General features: G+C 70.1%; 12 protein-coding genes and 2 tRNA genes. 6 read left to right on the forward strand and 8 right to left on the reverse strand.

Annotated features, from left to right (window positions below; translation table 11 throughout):
- The first annotated feature begins 523 nt into the window (after positions 1-523).
- Positions 524-1,084 (forward strand): transposase, encoded by a 561-nt coding sequence (locus tag M3E84_RS10140; protein WP_311200462.1) that lies wholly within the window; start codon positions 524-526, stop codon positions 1,082-1,084.
- Here M3E84_RS10140 and M3E84_RS10145 read toward each other — a convergent pair.
- Positions 1,064-1,972 carry an alpha/beta fold hydrolase gene (locus M3E84_RS10145; RefSeq protein WP_259896050.1) on the reverse strand — a complete coding sequence of 303 codons (909 nt, stop codon included), beginning with the start codon at positions 1,970-1,972 and terminating at the stop codon, positions 1,064-1,066. The two genes, M3E84_RS10140 and M3E84_RS10145, sit on opposite strands and share 21 nt — an antisense overlap.
- 353 nt (positions 1,973-2,325) lie before the next feature.
- Here M3E84_RS10145 and M3E84_RS10150 point away from each other — a divergent pair, with 353 nt between their 5' ends.
- Positions 2,326-2,940: a hypothetical protein gene (locus tag M3E84_RS10150; protein WP_259896051.1), complete on the forward strand. Its 615-nt coding sequence runs from the start codon at positions 2,326-2,328 to the stop codon at positions 2,938-2,940.
- On the opposite strand, the gene M3E84_RS10155 is transcribed toward M3E84_RS10150, so the two are convergent.
- Together M3E84_RS10155 and orn are read right to left on the reverse strand one after the other, a co-directional pair.
- A tRNA-His gene (locus M3E84_RS10155) sits at positions 2,933-3,008 on the reverse strand. The genes M3E84_RS10150 and M3E84_RS10155 overlap by 8 nt on opposite strands.
- A gap of 153 nt (positions 3,009-3,161) precedes the next feature.
- Complete coding sequence (gene orn / locus M3E84_RS10160; RefSeq protein WP_259896052.1) at positions 3,162-3,791, reverse strand: oligoribonuclease; 630 nt, start codon at positions 3,789-3,791, stop codon at positions 3,162-3,164.
- Between the two features lie 177 nt (positions 3,792-3,968).
- Between orn and mptB the strand changes: the two genes are divergently transcribed.
- Positions 3,969-5,531 carry a polyprenol phosphomannose-dependent alpha 1,6 mannosyltransferase MptB gene (mptB, locus tag M3E84_RS10165; protein ID WP_259896053.1) on the forward strand — a complete coding sequence of 521 codons (1,563 nt, stop codon included), beginning with the start codon at positions 3,969-3,971 and terminating at the stop codon, positions 5,529-5,531.
- Positions 5,532-5,820: 289 nt separating this feature from the next.
- Here the strand turns inward: mptB and M3E84_RS10170 are convergent.
- Positions 5,821-5,893 (reverse strand) — tRNA-Arg (locus M3E84_RS10170).
- Between the two features lie 227 nt (positions 5,894-6,120).
- Between M3E84_RS10170 and M3E84_RS10175 the strand changes: the two genes are divergently transcribed.
- Both M3E84_RS10175 and ettA read left to right on the forward strand, forming a co-directional pair.
- Positions 6,121-6,720, forward strand: a complete 600-nt coding sequence (locus tag M3E84_RS10175) for a single-stranded DNA-binding protein (RefSeq protein ID WP_259896054.1) — start codon at positions 6,121-6,123, stop codon at positions 6,718-6,720.
- Between the two features lie 185 nt (positions 6,721-6,905).
- Positions 6,906-8,588: an energy-dependent translational throttle protein EttA gene (ettA, locus tag M3E84_RS10180; RefSeq protein ID WP_006215133.1), complete on the forward strand. Its 1,683-nt coding sequence runs from the start codon at positions 6,906-6,908 to the stop codon at positions 8,586-8,588.
- Between the two features lie 78 nt (positions 8,589-8,666).
- On the opposite strand, the gene M3E84_RS10185 is transcribed toward ettA, so the two are convergent.
- The 4 genes from M3E84_RS10185 to M3E84_RS10200 are packed head-to-tail and all read right to left on the reverse strand — an operon-like array spanning position 8,667 to position 16,940.
- A complete protein-coding gene (locus M3E84_RS10185; protein WP_259896055.1) occupies positions 8,667-11,513 on the reverse strand; it encodes a GNAT family N-acetyltransferase in 2,847 nt (948 codons plus the stop codon).
- Positions 11,510-13,402, reverse strand: coding sequence for an IucA/IucC family siderophore biosynthesis protein (locus M3E84_RS10190; protein ID WP_259896056.1), 1,893 nt, complete (start codon positions 13,400-13,402; stop codon positions 11,510-11,512). Before M3E84_RS10190 ends, M3E84_RS10185 begins: the two co-directional genes overlap by 4 nt.
- Positions 13,399-15,387 (reverse strand): GNAT family N-acetyltransferase, encoded by a 1,989-nt coding sequence (locus M3E84_RS10195; RefSeq protein ID WP_259896057.1) that lies wholly within the window; start codon positions 15,385-15,387, stop codon positions 13,399-13,401. Before M3E84_RS10195 ends, M3E84_RS10190 begins: the two co-directional genes overlap by 4 nt.
- Positions 15,384-16,940, reverse strand: coding sequence for an aspartate aminotransferase family protein (locus tag M3E84_RS10200; protein WP_259896058.1), 1,557 nt, complete (start codon positions 16,938-16,940; stop codon positions 15,384-15,386). The genes M3E84_RS10195 and M3E84_RS10200 overlap by 4 nt, the downstream gene beginning before the upstream one ends.
- Positions 16,941-17,117: 177 nt before the next feature.
- On the opposite strand from M3E84_RS10200, the gene M3E84_RS10205 reads away from it, so the two are divergent.
- A partial coding sequence (locus tag M3E84_RS10205; protein WP_259896059.1) for a siderophore-interacting protein occupies positions 17,118-17,741 on the forward strand: 624 nt, incomplete at its 3' end.

The raw sequence follows: 17,741 nt of genomic DNA on the forward strand, positions 1-17,741 counted from the left end.
CATCAAATGGAAATCGACGACTCACAGAACGTCCGGACCGAATGAAGGGGGCGGCTCAGAAGCACATGATCAAGAAGCGCCCTGAGAGGCGCGTCCACCATCCTCCGCGGACCTGAGCCCGCACCACCGGAGGCATTCCGGGGGCTCCCGGGACTCTGCAGGCGTCGGTCCCCACGGCTTTACATATGGCGGACTAGCGGCGAATTGTGCTGCGGCGAAGGGGCTTCATGCCTAGGGCCGTGGGGTTCCCGGGGTGGAGAGGTTCTTATCGAGGTAGTCGGAGGCGAGGTGGGCGATCGGCCAGCTCCGGGCCGAGGGAGCAACGATCCAGGGCCTGGCCCGGCAGCTCGGCACCACCTGGAACACGCTCTGGTCCCAGGTCCAGCCCGTCCTGGCCCAGGCCGCAGGCGATCCCTCCAGATTCGAGGACATGCAGGTCCTGGGCATCGACGAGCACATCTGACACCACCTCGACCCGCGCAGACGAGGCCCGAGGAGCTCACCGGCATGGTCGATCTGACCCGTGGTCCCCACCCCACCGCCAGGCTCCTCGACCGCGTCCCCGGGTAGATCCGGCAGCGCCTACCGCGACTGGCTGGACGAGCGCGGCGAGGCGTCCGGCCACCGGGTCGAGATCGCAACGCTGGACCCGTTCCAGGGCTGCAAGAACGCGATCGATGACCAGCTCGAAGACGCGACCTGCGTGCTGGACGCCTTCCACATCGTCAAGCTCGCCGGCGCTGAGGTCGAGGTCGCCTACCAGTGCTCCCAAGACGTCCGCGAAGTGTTCCACCAGCCCACCCTTCCCCGGGGTCGGCGCCTCGCCGAGCAGCTGATCGAGAAGGTGCCGTCCTGCCTTATCTCGGAGATCGCCAGGCTCGGGAAGACCCTCCGACGCTGGCGGACAGCGTTACTGGCCTACTTAGATACCGACGGGGCGAGCAACGGCGGGACCGAGGCCATCAACGGAATCATCGAGCTCGGCCGCCGTATCGCCGGCGGGTTCCGGAACTTCGAGCACTACCGCCTCCGCATGCTCCTCATCACCGGCGGCCTCGACGCCTCACCCCACACGCAACTCTGAAGAGCCAGTCAACCAGCCTAAGGCTGCTGTCCAGAATGTGTTTTGGAAGCGTTGGTGGAAAAGCCCGAAGTGCCCGATCTCGTCTACATCGAGGTTCCGAGGGTGCAGATAGATCTCCTCGCATTCGGCTTGAGGGAGATAGTTCAGCGTTCTTCGCACCGCTGCTGGTGTGGCATATGGGTCGTCAGTTGGATTCACCGCCAATACCGGGAGCGTCAGCTGAGCGCTTCGGCGCAGTATCGCCTCTCCCTCGGGGCCGATCGTCTTCGAGTAGTCCGATGCTCCGCGCGCCCAGTCGAGGGCGACGCCTTGTGGCAGATTTTCCAGCCATCCGAGCTTCTTTCCCGGGAAGTAGCCCAGTGCTCGAGCAATCACCGGCATACAGACGTGCCACTTGATAAATAGGCTGAGCCTGTGCTTCTTGTCGTAATCTGGCCAGTGTGCGTGCTGGGCGCCCACCATCAGCAGCCGGTCGATCTCAGACGCGTGCTCCGCGAGGATTGCCGCGTAGCCCCCGAAGCTGTGACCGACGGCGCTTAGCCGTGCCTGCGCTCCGTGGCGTTTACGTATCCAGAGAATGCAGGCTTCAAGGTCACGCGTACCCCAGTAGTGCCATCGAATCTTCGCGTTCCGGTACTCCTTGAGAGTGTTCGGTGCCGAGCGGTCGATACCTCGATAGTCGGGCACCAGGGTAGTGACTCCGTTCTCAGCCAGGTAACTTGCGAATCGCCAGTAGTATCGGCCCCGCACACCGGTCGCCGGGGCGATGATTACAACATGCTCGATGCCACAGGCCGGTGCTGTGGCGGAGAAATACCGAGCCTGGATCTTCTCGCCGTCGGCGCAGGCAATCGCGACGTCCTCGTACTCGTATTCGGATTCGATCACGCGACATCTCCTTTCGATTCCGAGTGCCTCTCGTTCTCACACGATCTGCCCTCAGCTACTCTCGTGAGCCGACGCTCTCTGGCCGATAGGGTTCTTCCTGCACACCGTGGGCGAGCACGAGTTTCTAGGTGAGCAGGACGGGCAGCCACGCCCAGAGATCAGGGGCCGGGGTGAATAATGCTGCGATGCCCGCGAGTGCGCAGAACGCCGAGGCGACCGGTCGCTGGAGATGCAACGCTGAACGTCGGACAGCGATGGTACCCGCGAGGGTGAAGAGATACCAGAGCGCGCCCCACCACCAGAGTGTCGGAGCGAACACCAGGGCAATGAGTATGGGATGCAAGTGCAGCGCCGTGAAGAGGACCGGTCGCCGCACGAGTTTCATCCCGAAGGATTCCGGTCTCTCTCCGTGCGAACCGAAGTGGTCAAGTTTTGCGGAGTGTATCGCCCCGGAAACAATCGAGGCGGTCTCGGGGATGATTCATGCCAAGTTCGACGAGATGAGGGCCGAAGGAGCCGCCGAGCTCGCCGACCTTGCGTCCCGGAGAACCCAGCTCGAAGGCGAGCAGCAGAAGCCGCTCCAGGCCCACTACGCCGGGGCGATCCCGTTCGACCTCCTCAAGAGGGAGCAGGACCGGATCACCGCGTCATTGGAGACCATCGAGCACCGGATCACCGCGCACCACGGCAACTACGCCGCTGCTCGAGAGAACCTCGACGACTCCCTGAAGCTGTTGTCCAACGCCGCCGACATCTACGAGCACGCCGACGACGCGAACCGGCGGCTCATCAATCAGGTGCTGTTCGAGGCGCTCTACATCGACGAGGACAACGACGTGCGCGTCGGCTACCTGAACCCGTACGACGGGCTGAGCTGGACCGCCGAAGCGAAGAAAATGGGCCAGGTGAGAACCGCGACCAAGGGCGGACCCTTGGTCGCAAGTTCACACCTGACCCGTTTGGGGTGAGCGACGGGGGTTGAACCCGCGACCTCCTGGACCACAACCAGGCGCTCTGCCGACTGAGCTACGCCCACCATGCTGCTCGTGACGGCCGGGCCGTCTCCGCGGGGGAGACGTTGTCAGCCGCTGAGCAACGCGGACTACTGTAACCCATTCCGCGCCCCGGCGCGCGCACGATGTCGATCCCGTCACGTGCAGACCCGCAGGGGCGGAGGCGGCATGGGGGATTAGTCCTCCGGCTCGTCCTGGGCGCGGCGCTGCTCGGCCAGGCGCCGGGCCGCCACCACCCGGGAGGCGGCTTCCTTGGCCTGCTCGGAGGAGGGGCCGGGGTCGTCCACGAACACGGCCTCGCGGTAGTAGCGCAGCTCGTCGATCGAGTCCTTGATATCGCCCAGGGCGCGGTGGTTGCCGGTCTTGTCCGGGGACTGGAAGTAGGCTCTGGGGAACCAGCGCCTGGACAGCTCCTTGATCGTGGAGACGTCGATGATCCGGTAGTGCAGGTGCTCCACGACCTCCGGCATGTCCCGGACCAGGAACGTGCGGTCGGTGCCCACGGAGTTGCCGGCCAGCGGTGCCTTTCCCGGCTCCGGAACCCATGTCCTGATGTAGTCGAGGACCTGCTGCTGGGCCTCCTCGATCGAGGTCCCCGACGGCAGCTTTTCCAGCAGGCCGGACTCGACGTGCATGTTCCGCACGAAGTCGCCCATCTGCTCGAGCGCGCCCTCCGGCGGCCGGATGACGACGTCCACGCCGTCGCCGAGCACGTTGAGCTGATCATCGGTGACGAGCACCGCGACCTCGATGAGGGCGTCGTCCGTCAGGGACAGACCCGTCATCTCGCAGTCGATCCACACCATTCGTTCATTAGAAAGAGCCACGTCGGTCACTGTAGCCGCGGCGGCGGACAGCCCTGCATATCCGTCGCGGGGAGTCTCCGCCGCGGCGCCCCGGTAGGATGACGGCCACTGCGGGCGGCCCTCGCAGCACGACCGTGCCGCCCGACCGACCGTCAGCAGACCGCCGTGAGGGGATCCGTGTCAGAGACGACCACCGAGCAGCCTCCCGAGCCGGCGGCCGCCGGCTCGACGACCCCGCCGCGCTCGGCGCGCACAGAGCGGTCTATCCTGCGCTCCGTCGTCTTCGGGACTCTCGGATCCGTGCTGCTGATGATCGGCTCCTACGGGGTCGGCTGGCTGGCAGGGGTCTCCGAGCTGCGGCGCAGCCCCCTGGTGATCGAGCTGCGCTTCACCACACCGGGCGCGATCCTGTCGATCATCCTGGTGGCGATCGGATCCATGATGCTGGTGCGCGAGTGGTTCCGCCTGGGCCAGAAGCTGCAGGGGTGGGGACCGGGCTCTCGCAGGTGGGTCACCGCCGCGACCATCGCATGGTCGGTGCCCATGGTCTTCTCCGTGCCGATCTTCAGCCGAGACGTCTACTCGTACATCGGCCAGGGCCGTGTGGCGGCTGCCGGGCTGAGCCCCTACGAGGCCGGCGTCTCCACGATCGAGAACTTCTTCCAGCTCGGTGCGGATCAGCTGTGGAGCGAGTCCCCGCCGCCGTACGGGCCGCTGTTCATCATGATGGAGCGGGCGATCGTCGGGATCACCGGCGCGGAGCCGGACTCGTCGGTGTTCCTGTTCCGCATCCTGTGCGTGCTGTCCGTGATGCTGCTGGCCTGGACCGTTCCCCGGCTGGCGCAGCGCCACGGGATCGATCCCACGCGCGCCCTGTGGCTGTCGACGGCCAACCCGCTGCTGCTGGTGAACTTCATCCTGGCGGTGCACAACGACGCCATCATGACGGCGCTGGCGCTGCTCGGCGTGTTGGTCGCTGCCACGTGGCGCGACTGGCGCGGGGGACTGGCAGGCACGGCGCTGGTGGTCCTGTCCATCGGCATCAAGCCGATCACCGTGGTGCTACTGCCGTTCATCGGGCTGCTGTGGGCAGGGCGAGGGGCTTCGTGGCCGCGGAAGTTCCTGATCTGGTTCCTGACGCTGGCCTGGGCGATCGCCGTGATGGCTGCGCTGGGCTGGATGTCCGGCTTCGGCTGGGGCTGGATCGAGGGCCTGTCGACCACCGGCACCTCGTTCATCTGGTACGCCCCGATCGGCCTGCTGGGCGTGGTGGTCGGTGGGATCGCGGGGCTGTTCGGCGGCGATGCCGGGGCCGCCAGGGGCTTCGTGCACTCCGCCGGTCAGGCGCTGGCGGTGCCGATCATCCTGTGGCTGATGTTCACGGGCCGAGACGAGCGCGTGGTGCGGCGCATGACGCTGGCCTTCGCGGCGATCGTCGTGTTCTCGCCCATGATCCAGGCCTGGTACGTGGTGTGGCTGATCCCGTTCTTCGCGGTGACCGGTATCCGCCCGGACTGGCAGACCGACGTCCTGCTCTTCCTGACCGTGTTCTTCATGATCTACGCGATCTCGGACCAGCTCGACGTCTTCCCGTACCTCGACATCGACCTGGGATCCGGCCGCACCATCGCCGCGGTGATCGGCGTGGCGTACGGGGCGTACCTCTGGTTCCTGGACCCCTCCACCCGACGCAGCCGGCGGACGCGGAGCATCGACCCGAATCAGCCCGTGGTGATCTGAGGGCTCAGGCACCGTTCTGCGCGTCCCAGGGATCGATGACGGGGACGCCTAGGGGCATGGAGTCCCTGACAGTGCGCGAGACGATCCATGTGCGAACGGCAGGGTCCCCGCGCCTGAACGTCCGCCGTGAGCGCGTGAGCCTACGGCAGCTCCGGTTGGTGACGGATATGCACGCCATCAGCGCGGATGGCGTGCATATCTGTCACGAACCGCCTGCTCGCCGACTCGCCGCGAGAAGAGGCTGAGCCGCGACATCGTCTGTCAACGATGTCGCGACTCAGGACCGAAGTGCCCCGGGAGGGATTCGAACCCCCGACCAAGAGATTAGAAGGCTCCTGCTCTATCCCCTGAGCTACCGAGGCGGGCGCGGAACAGCTTATCGAACAGCTCGCGCCGACCGTGCACCCTGACTCCACAGGGGATTGATCGCACAGCGCACCTGGTGTCGTCCCCAGTTGCACCGGCGCCGCCGCCGGGGGCGGGGCATGGCGGTCCAGTCTGAGCGGACTCCGGGGCGCTGCCCGCACGAGCAGGCTCCGGCGACCATCCGCCGAGCGGCTCGTCTCGGCCCTCACCATCAGGAGTTGCCATGTTCGACACCCTCACGGTCCGCGGCTTCGCCGCCACCAAGCCCGATCTCCGCAATCTTCCCGACGGCACTCCGGTGGCGTCGTTCCGCCTGGCCTCGACCCCGCGGCGCTTCGACACCGAGTCGAACTCCTGGGTCGATGTGGGCCCCACCAACTGGTACACCGTGACCTGCTTCCGCCGGCTGGCGGCGAATGCGGCGTCGTCGCTGAAGGTCGGCGACGCTGTGCTCGTGATGGGCCGGCTGCGCCTTCGGCCCTGGACCACCAAGGAGGGTCAGGAGCGGCTGACCGTCGAGATCGAGGCGACGGCCCTGGGCCCGGACCTGGCGCTGGGCACTGCCACCTACAAGCGCTCCGGCGCCGGTTCCGACAGCCCGCGCGGCGAGGGCTCGGACGCCTCGCAGCACAGCGACGACTGGGGCGACGGGTCCCGCTCGGTCGACCCCATGACCGGCGAGATCCTCGACGACGGGAACGACGAGCACGACGGCCGCGACGGCTCCGGCTCCGATGCCGGGGGCAGCTCCGAGGACGCGCATTCGTGGGAGGGCGATCCGCAGGAGCTGCTGGCCGGTGCCGGGCAGGGATCCTCCTCCTGAGTCGGTGTGCGGACAGCAGGTCCGTGCCGGGTCTGCAGGGCGCTCGCGGCGCCTCCCGCTTGGGTGCTCTCAGGGGCAGGGGAGGCGCCGCCGGGGTGCGGAGCCCGGCCGAGGGGACTGGGCCCTGGGCAGATGCTCAGGCGGTTTGGCTCCGGCTGTCGTCCCCGACGGGTAGCCTGAGGGCCATGGCTGAATTCATCTACACCATGAACAAGGCCCGCAAGAAGGTGGGCGACAAGGTCATCCTCGATGACGTCACGATGTCGTTCTACCCAGGCGCCAAGATCGGCGTCGTGGGTCCCAACGGCGCGGGCAAGTCCACCATCCTCAAGATCATGGCGGGGCTTGACGAGCCCTCCAACGGCGAGGCCCGTCTCTCACCCGGCTACTCCGTGGGCATCCTCCAGCAAGAGCCCCCGCTGAACGAGGACAAGACCGTCCTCGGCAACGTGGAGGAGGGCGTCGGCGAGATCAAGGCCAAGCTCGACCGCTTCAACGCCATCTCCGAAGAGATGGCCCAGCCGGACGCGGACTTCGACGCCCTCATGGAGGAGATGGGATCCCTCCAGACGGACATCGACGCCGCGAACGCCTGGGATCTCGACTCCCAGCTGGCCCAGGCCATGGACGCCCTGCAGTGCCCTCCCGGCGACGCCGACGTGAAGAACCTCTCCGGAGGTGAGCGTCGCCGCGTGGCGCTGTGCAAGCTGCTGCTGGAGAAGCCCGACCTGCTGCTGCTGGACGAGCCCACCAACCACCTGGACGCCGAGTCCGTGCTGTGGCTCGAGCAGCACCTGGCCGCCTACCACGGCGCCGTGCTGGCCGTGACCCACGACCGCTACTTCCTGGACCACGTGGCGGAGTGGATCTGCGAGGTCGACCGCGGCCGCCTGTACCCCTACGAGGGCAACTACTCCACCTACCTGGACACCAAGGCCAAGCGCATGGAGGTCCAGGGCAAGAAGGACGCCAAGCAGGCAAAGCGCCTCAAGGACGAGCTCGAGTGGGTGCGCTCCAACGCCAAGGGCCGCCAGACCAAGTCCAAGTCGCGTCTGGCGCGCTACGAGGAGATGGCCGCCGAGGCCGAGAAGACCCGGAAGCTGGACTTCGAGGAGATCCAGATCCCGCCCGGACCGCGTCTGGGCAACCTGGTCATCGAGGCCAAGGACCTGCAGAAGGGCTTCGGAGACCGCTCGCTGATCTCGGATCTGTCCTTCACCCTGCCCCGCAACGGCATCGTCGGCGTGATCGGCCCCAACGGCGTGGGCAAGTCCACGCTGTTCAAGACCATCGTGGGCAAGGAGCCCATCGACGGCGGCGAGCTGCGCATCGGCGACTCCGTGAAGATCTCCTACGTGGATCAGAATCGCGAGAACATCGACTCCGAGAAGTCGCTGTGGGAGGTCGTCTCCGACGGCCTGGACTACATCCACGTCGGCCAGGTCGAGATGCCCTCGCGCGCCTATGTCTCCGCGTTCGGCTTCAAGGGCCCGGACCAGCAGAAGAAGGCCGGCGTCCTCTCCGGCGGTGAGCGCAACCGGCTGAACCTGGCGCTGACCCTCAAGCAGGGAGGCAACCTCCTGCTGCTGGATGAGCCCACCAACGACCTCGACGTCGAGACCCTGGGCTCTCTGGAGAACGCGCTGCTCGACTTCCCGGGCTGCGCCGTGGTCATCTCCCACGACCGCTGGTTCCTGGACCGGGTGGCCACCCACATCCTGGCGTGGGAGGGCACCGAGGAGAACCCGGACAACTGGTACTGGTTCGAGGGCAACTTCGAGTCGTACGAGGAGAACAAGATCGAGCGCCTCGGCGAGGAGGCAGCCCGCCCGGGGCGCATGACCCACCGCCGCCTCACGCGCGACTGAGCTGCTCTGCCGCGGTCCTCGCACCGCGCCCCGAGGGCCCGTCGTCATCCGGTGCAGGATGACGACGGGCCCTCGTCGTCATGTGCGCTGTTTCGGATCAGCCGCGGCACCGCCCCTGGCTCGGGCGCGCTGCAGGGCCTCACGGGTCAGGAAGGCCAGCTGGGCGGTCTTGTCCGGAAGCCGGATCTGCGGGCCGAGCTCGAAGCCGGTGCGCTGCATCCTCCGCACCGCTCGCCAGTTCGAGGCATCGGGCTCGGCGACCACGCGCCGGGTAGCGGGGTCGGCGAAGAGGAACTGCGCCAGCGACTCCGCCAGGGCAGAGGTCAATCCGGGCTGCGGCCGCCGGGCCGGGGCGAGCAGCAGGTGCATGCCCAGATCACCGGCCCGCGGCAGATAGGCCCCGCCGATGGGGTCGGCGTGCGGCTGATAGGTCTGCAGCAGCCCCAGAGGGCGGTCCTCGAGCTCGAGGACCCAGGCGTGGTGGCTGTCGGCGGCTGCGATCTCGGCGTAGATCGCCGAGACCGTCTCCGCTTCCAGTCCTCCCATGCCCCAGAAGACGGCGCGCGGTGAGCTGACCCAGCCGTGCAGCAGCTCGGCATCGGCCAGGGGATCCACCGGTCGCAGGCTCAGCAGGGGAGCGTCGGGGCCGAACCCGGGGGCACCGGTGGACTCCTCTGCGGAAGCGCCGACCGGAGCCTCGGACGTGACCTGCGCGGCAGGACGGCGCAGGTGCAGTCCTCCCAGCGGGTGCGGACGGTCAGTGGACGCCGGAGCCCCAGGCGGCACCCACGGCAGCGCCTGATCGATCTCGCCTGCCGCCCACCGATCGAGCGGTCGCGAGCCCAGCTGGCCGCGGTCCACGGGGTCCGGGGTGATCCATGCCGAGGCGGCCGGGTGCGCCAGGTCCCACAGCACCCGCACCGAGGGCACACGAGCGCAGCCTGCGCCCAGGCCCGGCAGCACGCCTGCGGCCAGCAGCGCATCGGAATCCCCGCCGACGGGCACGGGAGCGAAGGGCAGCAGCTGGTCACAGGCCCTCCACGGGGCGAAGGCGTGCTGCACTCCCCACGGAAAGCCGGACGGCCTGTCCAGCTGCGCCGCGAGCTCCTCGAGCGCCGCCTGCGCGCAGGGGCCGGGATCCAGCCCCAGCCCCGGGCCGAGGGTGACGATCGACTCGAGGGCCAGCCCCACCCGAGGGGTGGTCCCGAGCAGGGGATCCCACAGGGGCGGCAGGCCCGTGGCGCCGCGCAGCGGCTCGAGCGCCGGATGGCCCGCGAGGTGCCGGGCCAGCAGATCCCGCCACTGGGCTGCGTGCGCGGCGACGCCGGAGTCCGCGGCCATCTCCCCGTCCCACTCGAGCAGCTCCTGGCGCAGGGCCTCGACCTCCGTTCCTGCAACGGGGCTGGACGAGCCGGCGGCGCGATCCGCGCAGGGGCCGGCGGCGGGATCGACGGTCCCGCCGGCGTCGTCGTCGGAGTCCTTCTGCGCGTCAGCCGGAGCGAGCAGCGCGTGCACCAGACCCAGCAGGGACGACGAGCGCGTGTCCAGCTGGGCGCTGAGCAGGTCCTCCGCCGAGATCGCACCGCTGTCCCCGAGCGCCTGGCGCAGCAGGTGTTCTGCTCGCCGGGCGCGATGGGGAGGGGCGCACCCCAGGACGGACCCGGCCGCGATGGGATCCGGGGGCCGCTGATTGGCGCGGACGAGCAGGTCGTCGACGTCGCGGGGCTCGGGCAGCGGGCGCGAGGCCGCACCGATCACGGCGTGTACGCACCTGCCCGTCGTGTCGGCCGCGACCAGGTCGTTGACGGGCACCGCCCAGCCCTGTGCCGCGGCCAGGACATCGGCAGCGGTGCCGGCGCCGAGCAGAGTGCGGCAGGCACTGAGGGCCGTGGCCGCAGAGCTTGGCGACAGCTGCTCGGCTGCCGTGCGCACGACCAGCACGGACGCGGTGCCGCCCTCGGGCAGGTCCGACAGTGCAGCCTCTCGCTCGCTGCTGCCGGGCAGGACCCGACCCTGGCGGCAGCGACGAATCACGCGCAGTGCGCCGGTGCTGTCCCGGAACCCGGACTCGATGAGAGGCTCACCGGTCTCCTGCTGGACCAGCTGCCCGCCACAGCGCACCACGGTGATCTCGGCGAGCTGCTCCGTGACGGCCATCGAGGCGGTGATCGCCCATGCCGCTGATTCCGTGCGCCCGAAGTGCGGGACGCCCGGCAGGCCCACCAGCGCCAAGCCCCGAACGCGCACACCGGGGCACGACAGGCACACCGGCTGGTAGGGCCCCGACTCCTCGACGATCCGGTGCGGATCGGCCGCGATCATCGGGGCTCCGGAGGCGCTGAGCCGCCCCGGGACCAGCCACGCATTGGATCCGGCCGTGCGGGGGCTCTCCGCGTCCAGGGCATCGAGCCACTGCGCTCCCAGCTGCTCGCGGACCCGGTGGCGCCACAGCTGCTCCGGAAGGCTGCCTGCCAGCAGGTGCACGTCCAGGTGCACGGCGATCGGCGTCCACGGATCCCAGGGCCGGGGCGGGCGATGGTCGAGTCCCAGGGACTGCACCTCGGGGCTTGCTGCCCAGGCCTGCGACAGCTGCGAGCTGACCCCGCGCGCGTAGCCGGCCAGGAACACGCGGTCCTGAGACCCGGCGGCCTCCCACCAGGACCGCGCCGTCTCCTCGATGCCGAGGGCGGCGCTGAGATGGTCGCCGTCGTCGTGCTCCGGGCCCAGCAGATGCCCGCTGCGGGATTCGGCCCGGGTGCGCAGGACCTCCAGCTGCCACACCCGGTCGCGGGCGGTCACGGCCCCGTGACCGAAGGCCAGCGCCTCGAGGTCGCGCGCCTGGACGTGCGGCACGCCGTGCGGGTCGCGGAACACGGCCCACCCGTCGCCGGAGAGCTCGCAGCCGTGCGGATCGGGATCAGTCATGGGCGGCTCGCCGCCTCGCTGCGGCGACCGTCCCCGATGCCGCCCTGGCTGCCGAATCCTCCTACTGCCGGGTCGGTGCCCCGGAACTGCGCCAGCGGATTGCGGATCCGCCCCACGAGGATCTGCGATCCCAGCGGGTCCGCGAGGCTGACCATCGACTGCGGGTCGCGCAGCTGGAGGCGGTTGAGGCACGAGTGGGCGAAGTCCTCGCGGAAGAGATCGTGACCGCGCCACAGCTCGGGATGGGCCGCACGGTGCTCGTCGAGCACCTCGGCGGCCGCGCCCCAGAACCGCTGCTCGTCCAGGAGGCCGTCGTCGTGCAGCAGCGCACCCAGGTGACGCAGCACCCCGTCCAGGACGTCGGTGTACACGGACAGCTCCTGGGACTCCGGCTCGATCAGGGTGCGGATGCGCTCGATCTGCGGAGGCAGGGGCTGATCATCCATCACGGCGATCTCCTCGCCGAGGTCCTTCCAGAACGCGCCGACCGGCAGGCCGTCCTGCAGGCGCAGGATCACGTTCTCGCCATGGGGCATCAGCGCGATCGAGCGTGAGAGCAGCAGGTGCGCGACGGGCAGCAGGTAGACCTTCAGCAGAGCACGGATCCACGTCTCGGCATCGACCCCGCTGCGCTCGATCCAGGCGCGCGCCAGCGGCACACCGTCGCGATCGGTGTGCAGGACCCCGGCGAGGCTGGCGGCCTGCTGGCCGGGGGCCAGCCGAGCGACCGGGGATTCCCGCCACAGCGCGGCCAGCTGCTTGGTGTGATCGCTGCGCAGCCCCGAGCGGTGCTGGGCATCGCCCACCCATCCCACGGCGCTGCGCTCGCGCAGGACCTCCACGCCGCACTCCCTGAGGACGGGGTCGGCCGAGACGATGTCGTCGAGCCAGTCGCTGATGGCGGGCATGGCCTCCATGTAGGCCGGCGAGAGCCCGCGCAGGAAGCCCATCGAATGCACGCCCAGCGCGGTCTTGGCGTAGTCGCGGGCCGGATCATCCATGTCCAGGAAGGTCCGCACGGACTGCTGGGCGCGCCAGCGGTGCTCGCTGGGGCCCACCAGGATCAGATCCCGGCGCAGGACGTCCGGCAGCATGCCGGGCAGGATCCGGTGCTCCCACTGCCAGGGGTGCAGGGGGATCGGCGTGTAGTCCTGCGGGTCCTCGCCCACCTCCCGCACGGCAGCGCGGAAGCGCTCGCGCTCCGGGTCCAGCAGGTGAAGCTCCATGTGCTCGCGGTCGTCCATCTCGCGGCCGAGCGAGAGGACGCAGCCGCTGCGGCGGGCGGCGAGCCACACCAGCGGGGTCGGCTCCGGAGCCTCGGGCGCCCACCGCTCCTGCTGGGCGGCGCCGAAGCCGATCCGGCCGGAGCTGGCGACGAACCCGGGGTGGCCCTCGTGCAGATGCTGCTCGACGAGCTCCAGGGGGCTCGCGGCGAGCTCGCGGGAGCTCGGTGCGGGTCGGGCCTGACGCCGGGCGGAGGTGAGCTGCGTGGCGGAGAGGTCCTCCAGGTACAGCGGCAGCACCCGGTCGGTGAGCCCGAGGACCTCGCGCAGATCCAGGATCGCCTGCTGCGCATCCAGGTCGCGCGGCGCTGAGCTGGGTCGGCCGTCGTCGGCCAGGCGCTGGATCGACGACGGGTCCACCCGCCAGTGCTCCAGCGGGTGGCGGCTCGCGCGGAAGCGCCAGCGCGGCGTGCCGGTGTGATCGTCCACGACCCAACCCTCCGCCTCCGGACGCGGCGCGAGGATGCGCTCGTGGGCGAACTCCGCGAACAGCTTGGCCAGGGTGAGCCGCTGCAGCTGCTCGGCGCCCTCGGCATCCAGGTTCGGGGCAGGCGTGGGTCCGGCGGAGCTCGCGGTCTCGGCTCCGGTCAGGGCGGTCGCGGTCATCGGGGATCCTCCTCGCTCGCGGGATCGACGGTCAGGGTGCCGGCCGACGGGCGCTCGGAAGCCGAGGTGCCCTCGGACGTCTCGGGCGCTGCGTCGGCTGCGGTGCGCTCGCGCACGGACAGGCAGGCGGTCTTCTCCGGCAGCTCGAGGGGTCCGAGCTCCCGGAAGCCGGCGCTGCGGTTCACGGCGCGGATCGCATGGTTGGTGTCGTCCGGCTCCACGACGACGCGCTGGACGGACGGGTCGCTGAACAGCAGCCGCAGGGCCGCCGCCATGACGGCCGAGGACGTCCCGGGCACCGGATCCTGGGCCGGGGCCATGAAGAAGTGCAGCCCGACGTCGCCGTCGCGCACGCACCAGTGCTCGGCCAGCGGGCTGCGTGCGGGGTCGTAGGTCTCCACGAAGCCGCGCCGCACCGGATGCTCGGGATCCGAGGCCACGATCTCCTCGACGAGCCAGGCATCCGTGTCATCGGCGCGCTCGATCGCCTCGAAGACCTCTCGGATCCGCTCGGGGCTTGCGCCGACGAGATCCCAGGCCCTGGCCCGAGGCCGGCTCAGCCACTCGTGCAGCGCGGCGCCGTCGCGCTGCGGGTCCACCGGACGCAGCATGAAGCGGCGCCCGTCGATCTCGGCGCAGAACGGCTGGGCCTCGGCGGTGCGGGGGCCCCAGTGCTGCTGGGGCAGGCGGCCGAAGCTCTGGAACATGGTCCGCCGCTCCGTCCGATACGGCTGCCGACCGGCGACGTGGCCCAGGACGATCGCATTGCGCAGCGCGCCCATGCCCAGATCCGGGGCGGTCAGGGCGTGGGTGTGTTCGGTGTGGTTGAGCACGTGCAGGGTGCCGTCGGGGCTGGCCCGGTGCCAGCGGTCCGGGCTCAGGCGCCCGGCGCCGTCCAGGCTGAGCTGATCCCGCACGGGCTCCAGCCACGGCAGGGGAGCAGGGGCATAGCCGGTGCCGGCCACGACAGCGTCCGTCACGGTCTCTCGGCTGCGCCCGGTCTCGACCGAGCGCCAGGTCAGCAGCGTCCGGTCGTCGTGCGGGGCGGCGGCCACCAGCTCGGTCGCGCCCAGCAGCCGCACCGGGGCGCGACCGCCTGCCGCGCGGCGGACGTGCAGCGCCTCGTAGATCCGGGTGATCGTCTCGGCGGAGATGCCGCGGTGCAGCTGCGGCTGGGCGCGGTTGATCGCATCGCGCTGCTCCTGCGGAAGGGCCCGGAAGTGATCCAGGTACTCGGGGGAGGTCAGCTCGAGCGAGAGCTCTGAGTACTCCATGGGGTAGAAGCGCGGGGAGCGGGTGATCCAGTCCACGGCCGGGCCACGGGGATCTTCGAGCAGGTCGACGACGACCTCGGCGGCCGACTGCCCCGAGCCCAGCACGGTGACATGGTCCTGCCCGTGCAGCCGGTCCTGGTGGGTCAGGTAGTCCCCGGCGTGCAGGACCGCGTCGCCGACAGGATCCAGCGCCTTCGGCAGGGTGGGGACAGTGCCGGCGCCGATCACCAGGTGGCGGGTCCACCAGAGCTGCTCGAGACCGTCGTCGTCGCGGGAGCGGACCTGCCAGGGGCCGGAACCCGACGGGCGACGGGCCTCGAGGACCTCCTGGCCCCAGTGCAGCCCCGGCACGCGGGAGGCCGCCCAGCGGCAGTACGCGTTGTAGTCGCGGCGCAGCGGATAGAAGGACTCGCGCACGTAGAAGGAGTAGAGCTGCCCCGTCTCCTTGAGCCAGTTCAGGAACGAGTGCTCGGAGGTGGGATCGGCCATGGTCACCAGATCCGCCAGGAAGGGTACCTGCAGCGTCGCGTCGTCGAAGAGCAGCCCGGGATGCCAGTCGAAGCCGGGTCTGCGGTCCAGGAAGGCGGCGCGCACGTCCGACAGCGGCTCGGCCAGGCAGGCCAGCCCCAGCCCGAACGGCCCGATGCCCACGCACAGCAGGTCCAGCGGCTCGTCGGCGGAGCCGGTCTCGGCGGTGGAGTTCTCGTTCATCGGATCCTCTCTGCGGTCTCGGCCATGTGGGGATGCGGCTGCGGGTCGCGCTCGGCCAGGACGGCCTCTCCGGCCCGGTGGACGTCGTCCAGGACGTCGCGCAGATCGCTGAGCTGCGCGGCGGGATTCAGCAGGGTGAGCTTGAGGCAGCGCTGACCTCCGACCACGGTCTCGGCGACCGTGGAGGAGGCCTCGTCCCACACCCGGCGCCGCACCGGGCGCACGAGGGCCTGCGGGTCCGAGCCGTCCCGGGGCAGCCAGCGGAACAGCACCGTGGACAGCGACGGCTGCGCGAGAAGCTCGAAGCGCGGATCGGCCTCGATCTCCCGGGCCGTCTCCTGCGCCAGGGCGCAGCAGCTGTCGAAGAGCTCGCCGATCCGCTCGGGTCCCATGGCGCGCAGGGTCGTCCACAGCTTGAGCGCATCGAAGCGGCGCGTGGTCTGCAGGGAGCGGTCCACCTGGTTGGGCTCCGGGGTGTCGGCCGGATTCAGGTAGTCGGCGTGGTGCGTGCAGTGCCGCAGCGTGCGGGGATCGCGCACGATCACGGCCGAGCAGGACACCGGCTGGAACCAGGACTTGTGAAAGTCGATGGTCACCGAATCGGCCTGCCCGATCCCCGCCAGCCGCTGCCGCTGAGTCGGCGAGGCCAGCAGCCCTCCGCCGTAGGCGGCGTCGACGTGCAGCCAGGTCCCGGCCTCGGCGCACAGCTGGGCGATCCGCTCGAGCGGGTCGATGGCACCGCGGTCCGTGGTCCCTGCGGTCGCCACGACGGCGGCCGGGACCAGGCCCTGGGCGCGCAGATCCTCCAGTGCGAGCTCGAGGGCCTCGGAAAGCATGCGGCCGTCGTCGTCGACGGGCACCTGGACCACGGCATCGTCGTCCAGGCCCAGGATGTGCGCTGCGGTGAGCACCGAGAAGTGGCTCTGCTCGGAGGCCAGCAGCCGCAGCCGAGCCGCGCGCACGGGCCGGGGCTCGGCTCCCGGGGTCGCCGCGGAGCGCTCGAGCGCCTCGTCTCGGGCGAGCATGAGCGCCTGCAGGGTCGAGGTCGTGCCGCCGGGGGTGAACATGCCGTCGGCGCCGTCGGGGAAGCCGATGCGCTGCGCCGTCCAAGCCAGCAGCCGCCGCTCGATCAGGGTGGCCGAGGTCGACTGGTCCCAGGTGTCCACCGAGGTGTTCACGATCGCGGCCATGGTCTCGGCGGCAACGGCAGGCACGGCCACCGGACAGTTGAGGTGGGCGGCGGTGCGCGGCAGATGGAACCACACGGCGCGGCGCAGCCAGAGCTCGTCGAGCTCGCCGAGCGCCGAGTCGAGATCCCCGAGGGGACGGTCGAGGTCGATCGGGTCGATCAGGGCGGCGAGGTCGTCGAATCCGGCGGGGGAGTGCGCCGCGCCGGCCTCGGCGAGACGGGCCGAGGAGGTGCGCGCAGCGGAGGCGACGGCTTCGCGCAGCTGCGGAGCCGTGTCAGCGGCGAGCAGATCGCGCTGCGCGGATGCCGGGGCGACCGGGGGCCGGCCGGACGCGGAGTCGGTGGGATCGGGGGCTGGGGGCATGGAGCAGACTGCCTTTCGCCGTGGTCCGCGAGGGGACCGGTGGAACACGGGTCGTCACGATCGGGGGACACGGGGTGTTCCTCCCGGCCGCAACGAATAGTGAGGTTAGCCTAATCTTCCTGAGTGGCGGCTCACTGCGAGCTGGCCGGACCGGCAGAACCCAGCGGGAGAGGGAGCATGGCGAGGATAGAGAGTGCCGTGGTGCGTGCCATGGGGTCCATGGAGACCAAGCTCACAGTTCTGGGGCGGGAGGAGATCGCGCCGTCGTACCTGCGCCTGGAGTTGGACGACGGAGGCCTGTTGGCTCGACGGCCGACGCATCCGACGATGTGGCTGAGGCTATGGTTCGCCGACGGCGGTCGGGGCCACCAGCGAGCCTTCACCCTGGTGGATCCCGACGCCTCCGCAGGCCGCTTCAGCCTGGAGTTCGCTCTGCACGAGGGCGCGGCCAGCGACTGGGCGCGCCAGTGCCGTCCTGGCGACACGATCCGCGTCTCGCTGCTGGGCAGCAAGCCGCCCTGGGACGCGCGCGGCAGGCGCGGCAGGAGGACGGCGATCTTGTCCGATGCGCCGTTCAGCGGGCGCACTCTCGTGATCGGCGACTCCGCCGCGCTTCCGGCGATCAACTCGCTGCTCGAGTCCCTGGGCGAGGCTCCCGCGGAGGTCTGGCTCGAGCACCGTCTGCCCGAGGACCGGCAGCTGCTGCTGCACGAGGGGCCGAACGTGAGCGGGCACCGGGTGCACCGCGGCGACGACTCCACCGGGGTCCGGGCAGTGCTGGAGAGCCGCGGGGCCCCGCGG

This window comes from Kocuria sp. p3-SID1428, assembly GCF_025149945.1.
GTDB lineage: Bacteria > Actinomycetota > Actinomycetes > Actinomycetales > Micrococcaceae > Kocuria.

What these genes read in the sequence shown, in the direction of transcription:
- orn (WP_259896052.1), bottom strand. Translation starts at nt 3,791, where the DNA reads ATGGTGTGGATCGACTGCGAGATGACGGGTCTGTCCCTGACGGACGAC.
- M3E84_RS10175 (WP_259896054.1), top strand. Translation starts at nt 6,121, where the DNA reads ATGTTCGACACCCTCACGGTCCGCGGCTTCGCCGCCACCAAGCCCGAT.
- ettA (WP_006215133.1), top strand. Translation starts at nt 6,906, where the DNA reads ATGGCTGAATTCATCTACACCATGAACAAGGCCCGCAAGAAGGTGGGC.
- M3E84_RS10185 (WP_259896055.1), bottom strand. Translation starts at nt 11,513, where the DNA reads ATGACTGATCCCGATCCGCACGGCTGCGAGCTCTCCGGCGACGGGTGG.
- M3E84_RS10190 (WP_259896056.1), bottom strand. Translation starts at nt 13,402, where the DNA reads ATGACCGCGACCGCCCTGACCGGAGCCGAGACCGCGAGCTCCGCCGGA.
- M3E84_RS10195 (WP_259896057.1), bottom strand. Translation starts at nt 15,387, where the DNA reads ATGAACGAGAACTCCACCGCCGAGACCGGCTCCGCCGACGAGCCGCTG.
- M3E84_RS10200 (WP_259896058.1), bottom strand. Translation starts at nt 16,940, where the DNA reads ATGCCCCCAGCCCCCGATCCCACCGACTCCGCGTCCGGCCGGCCCCCG.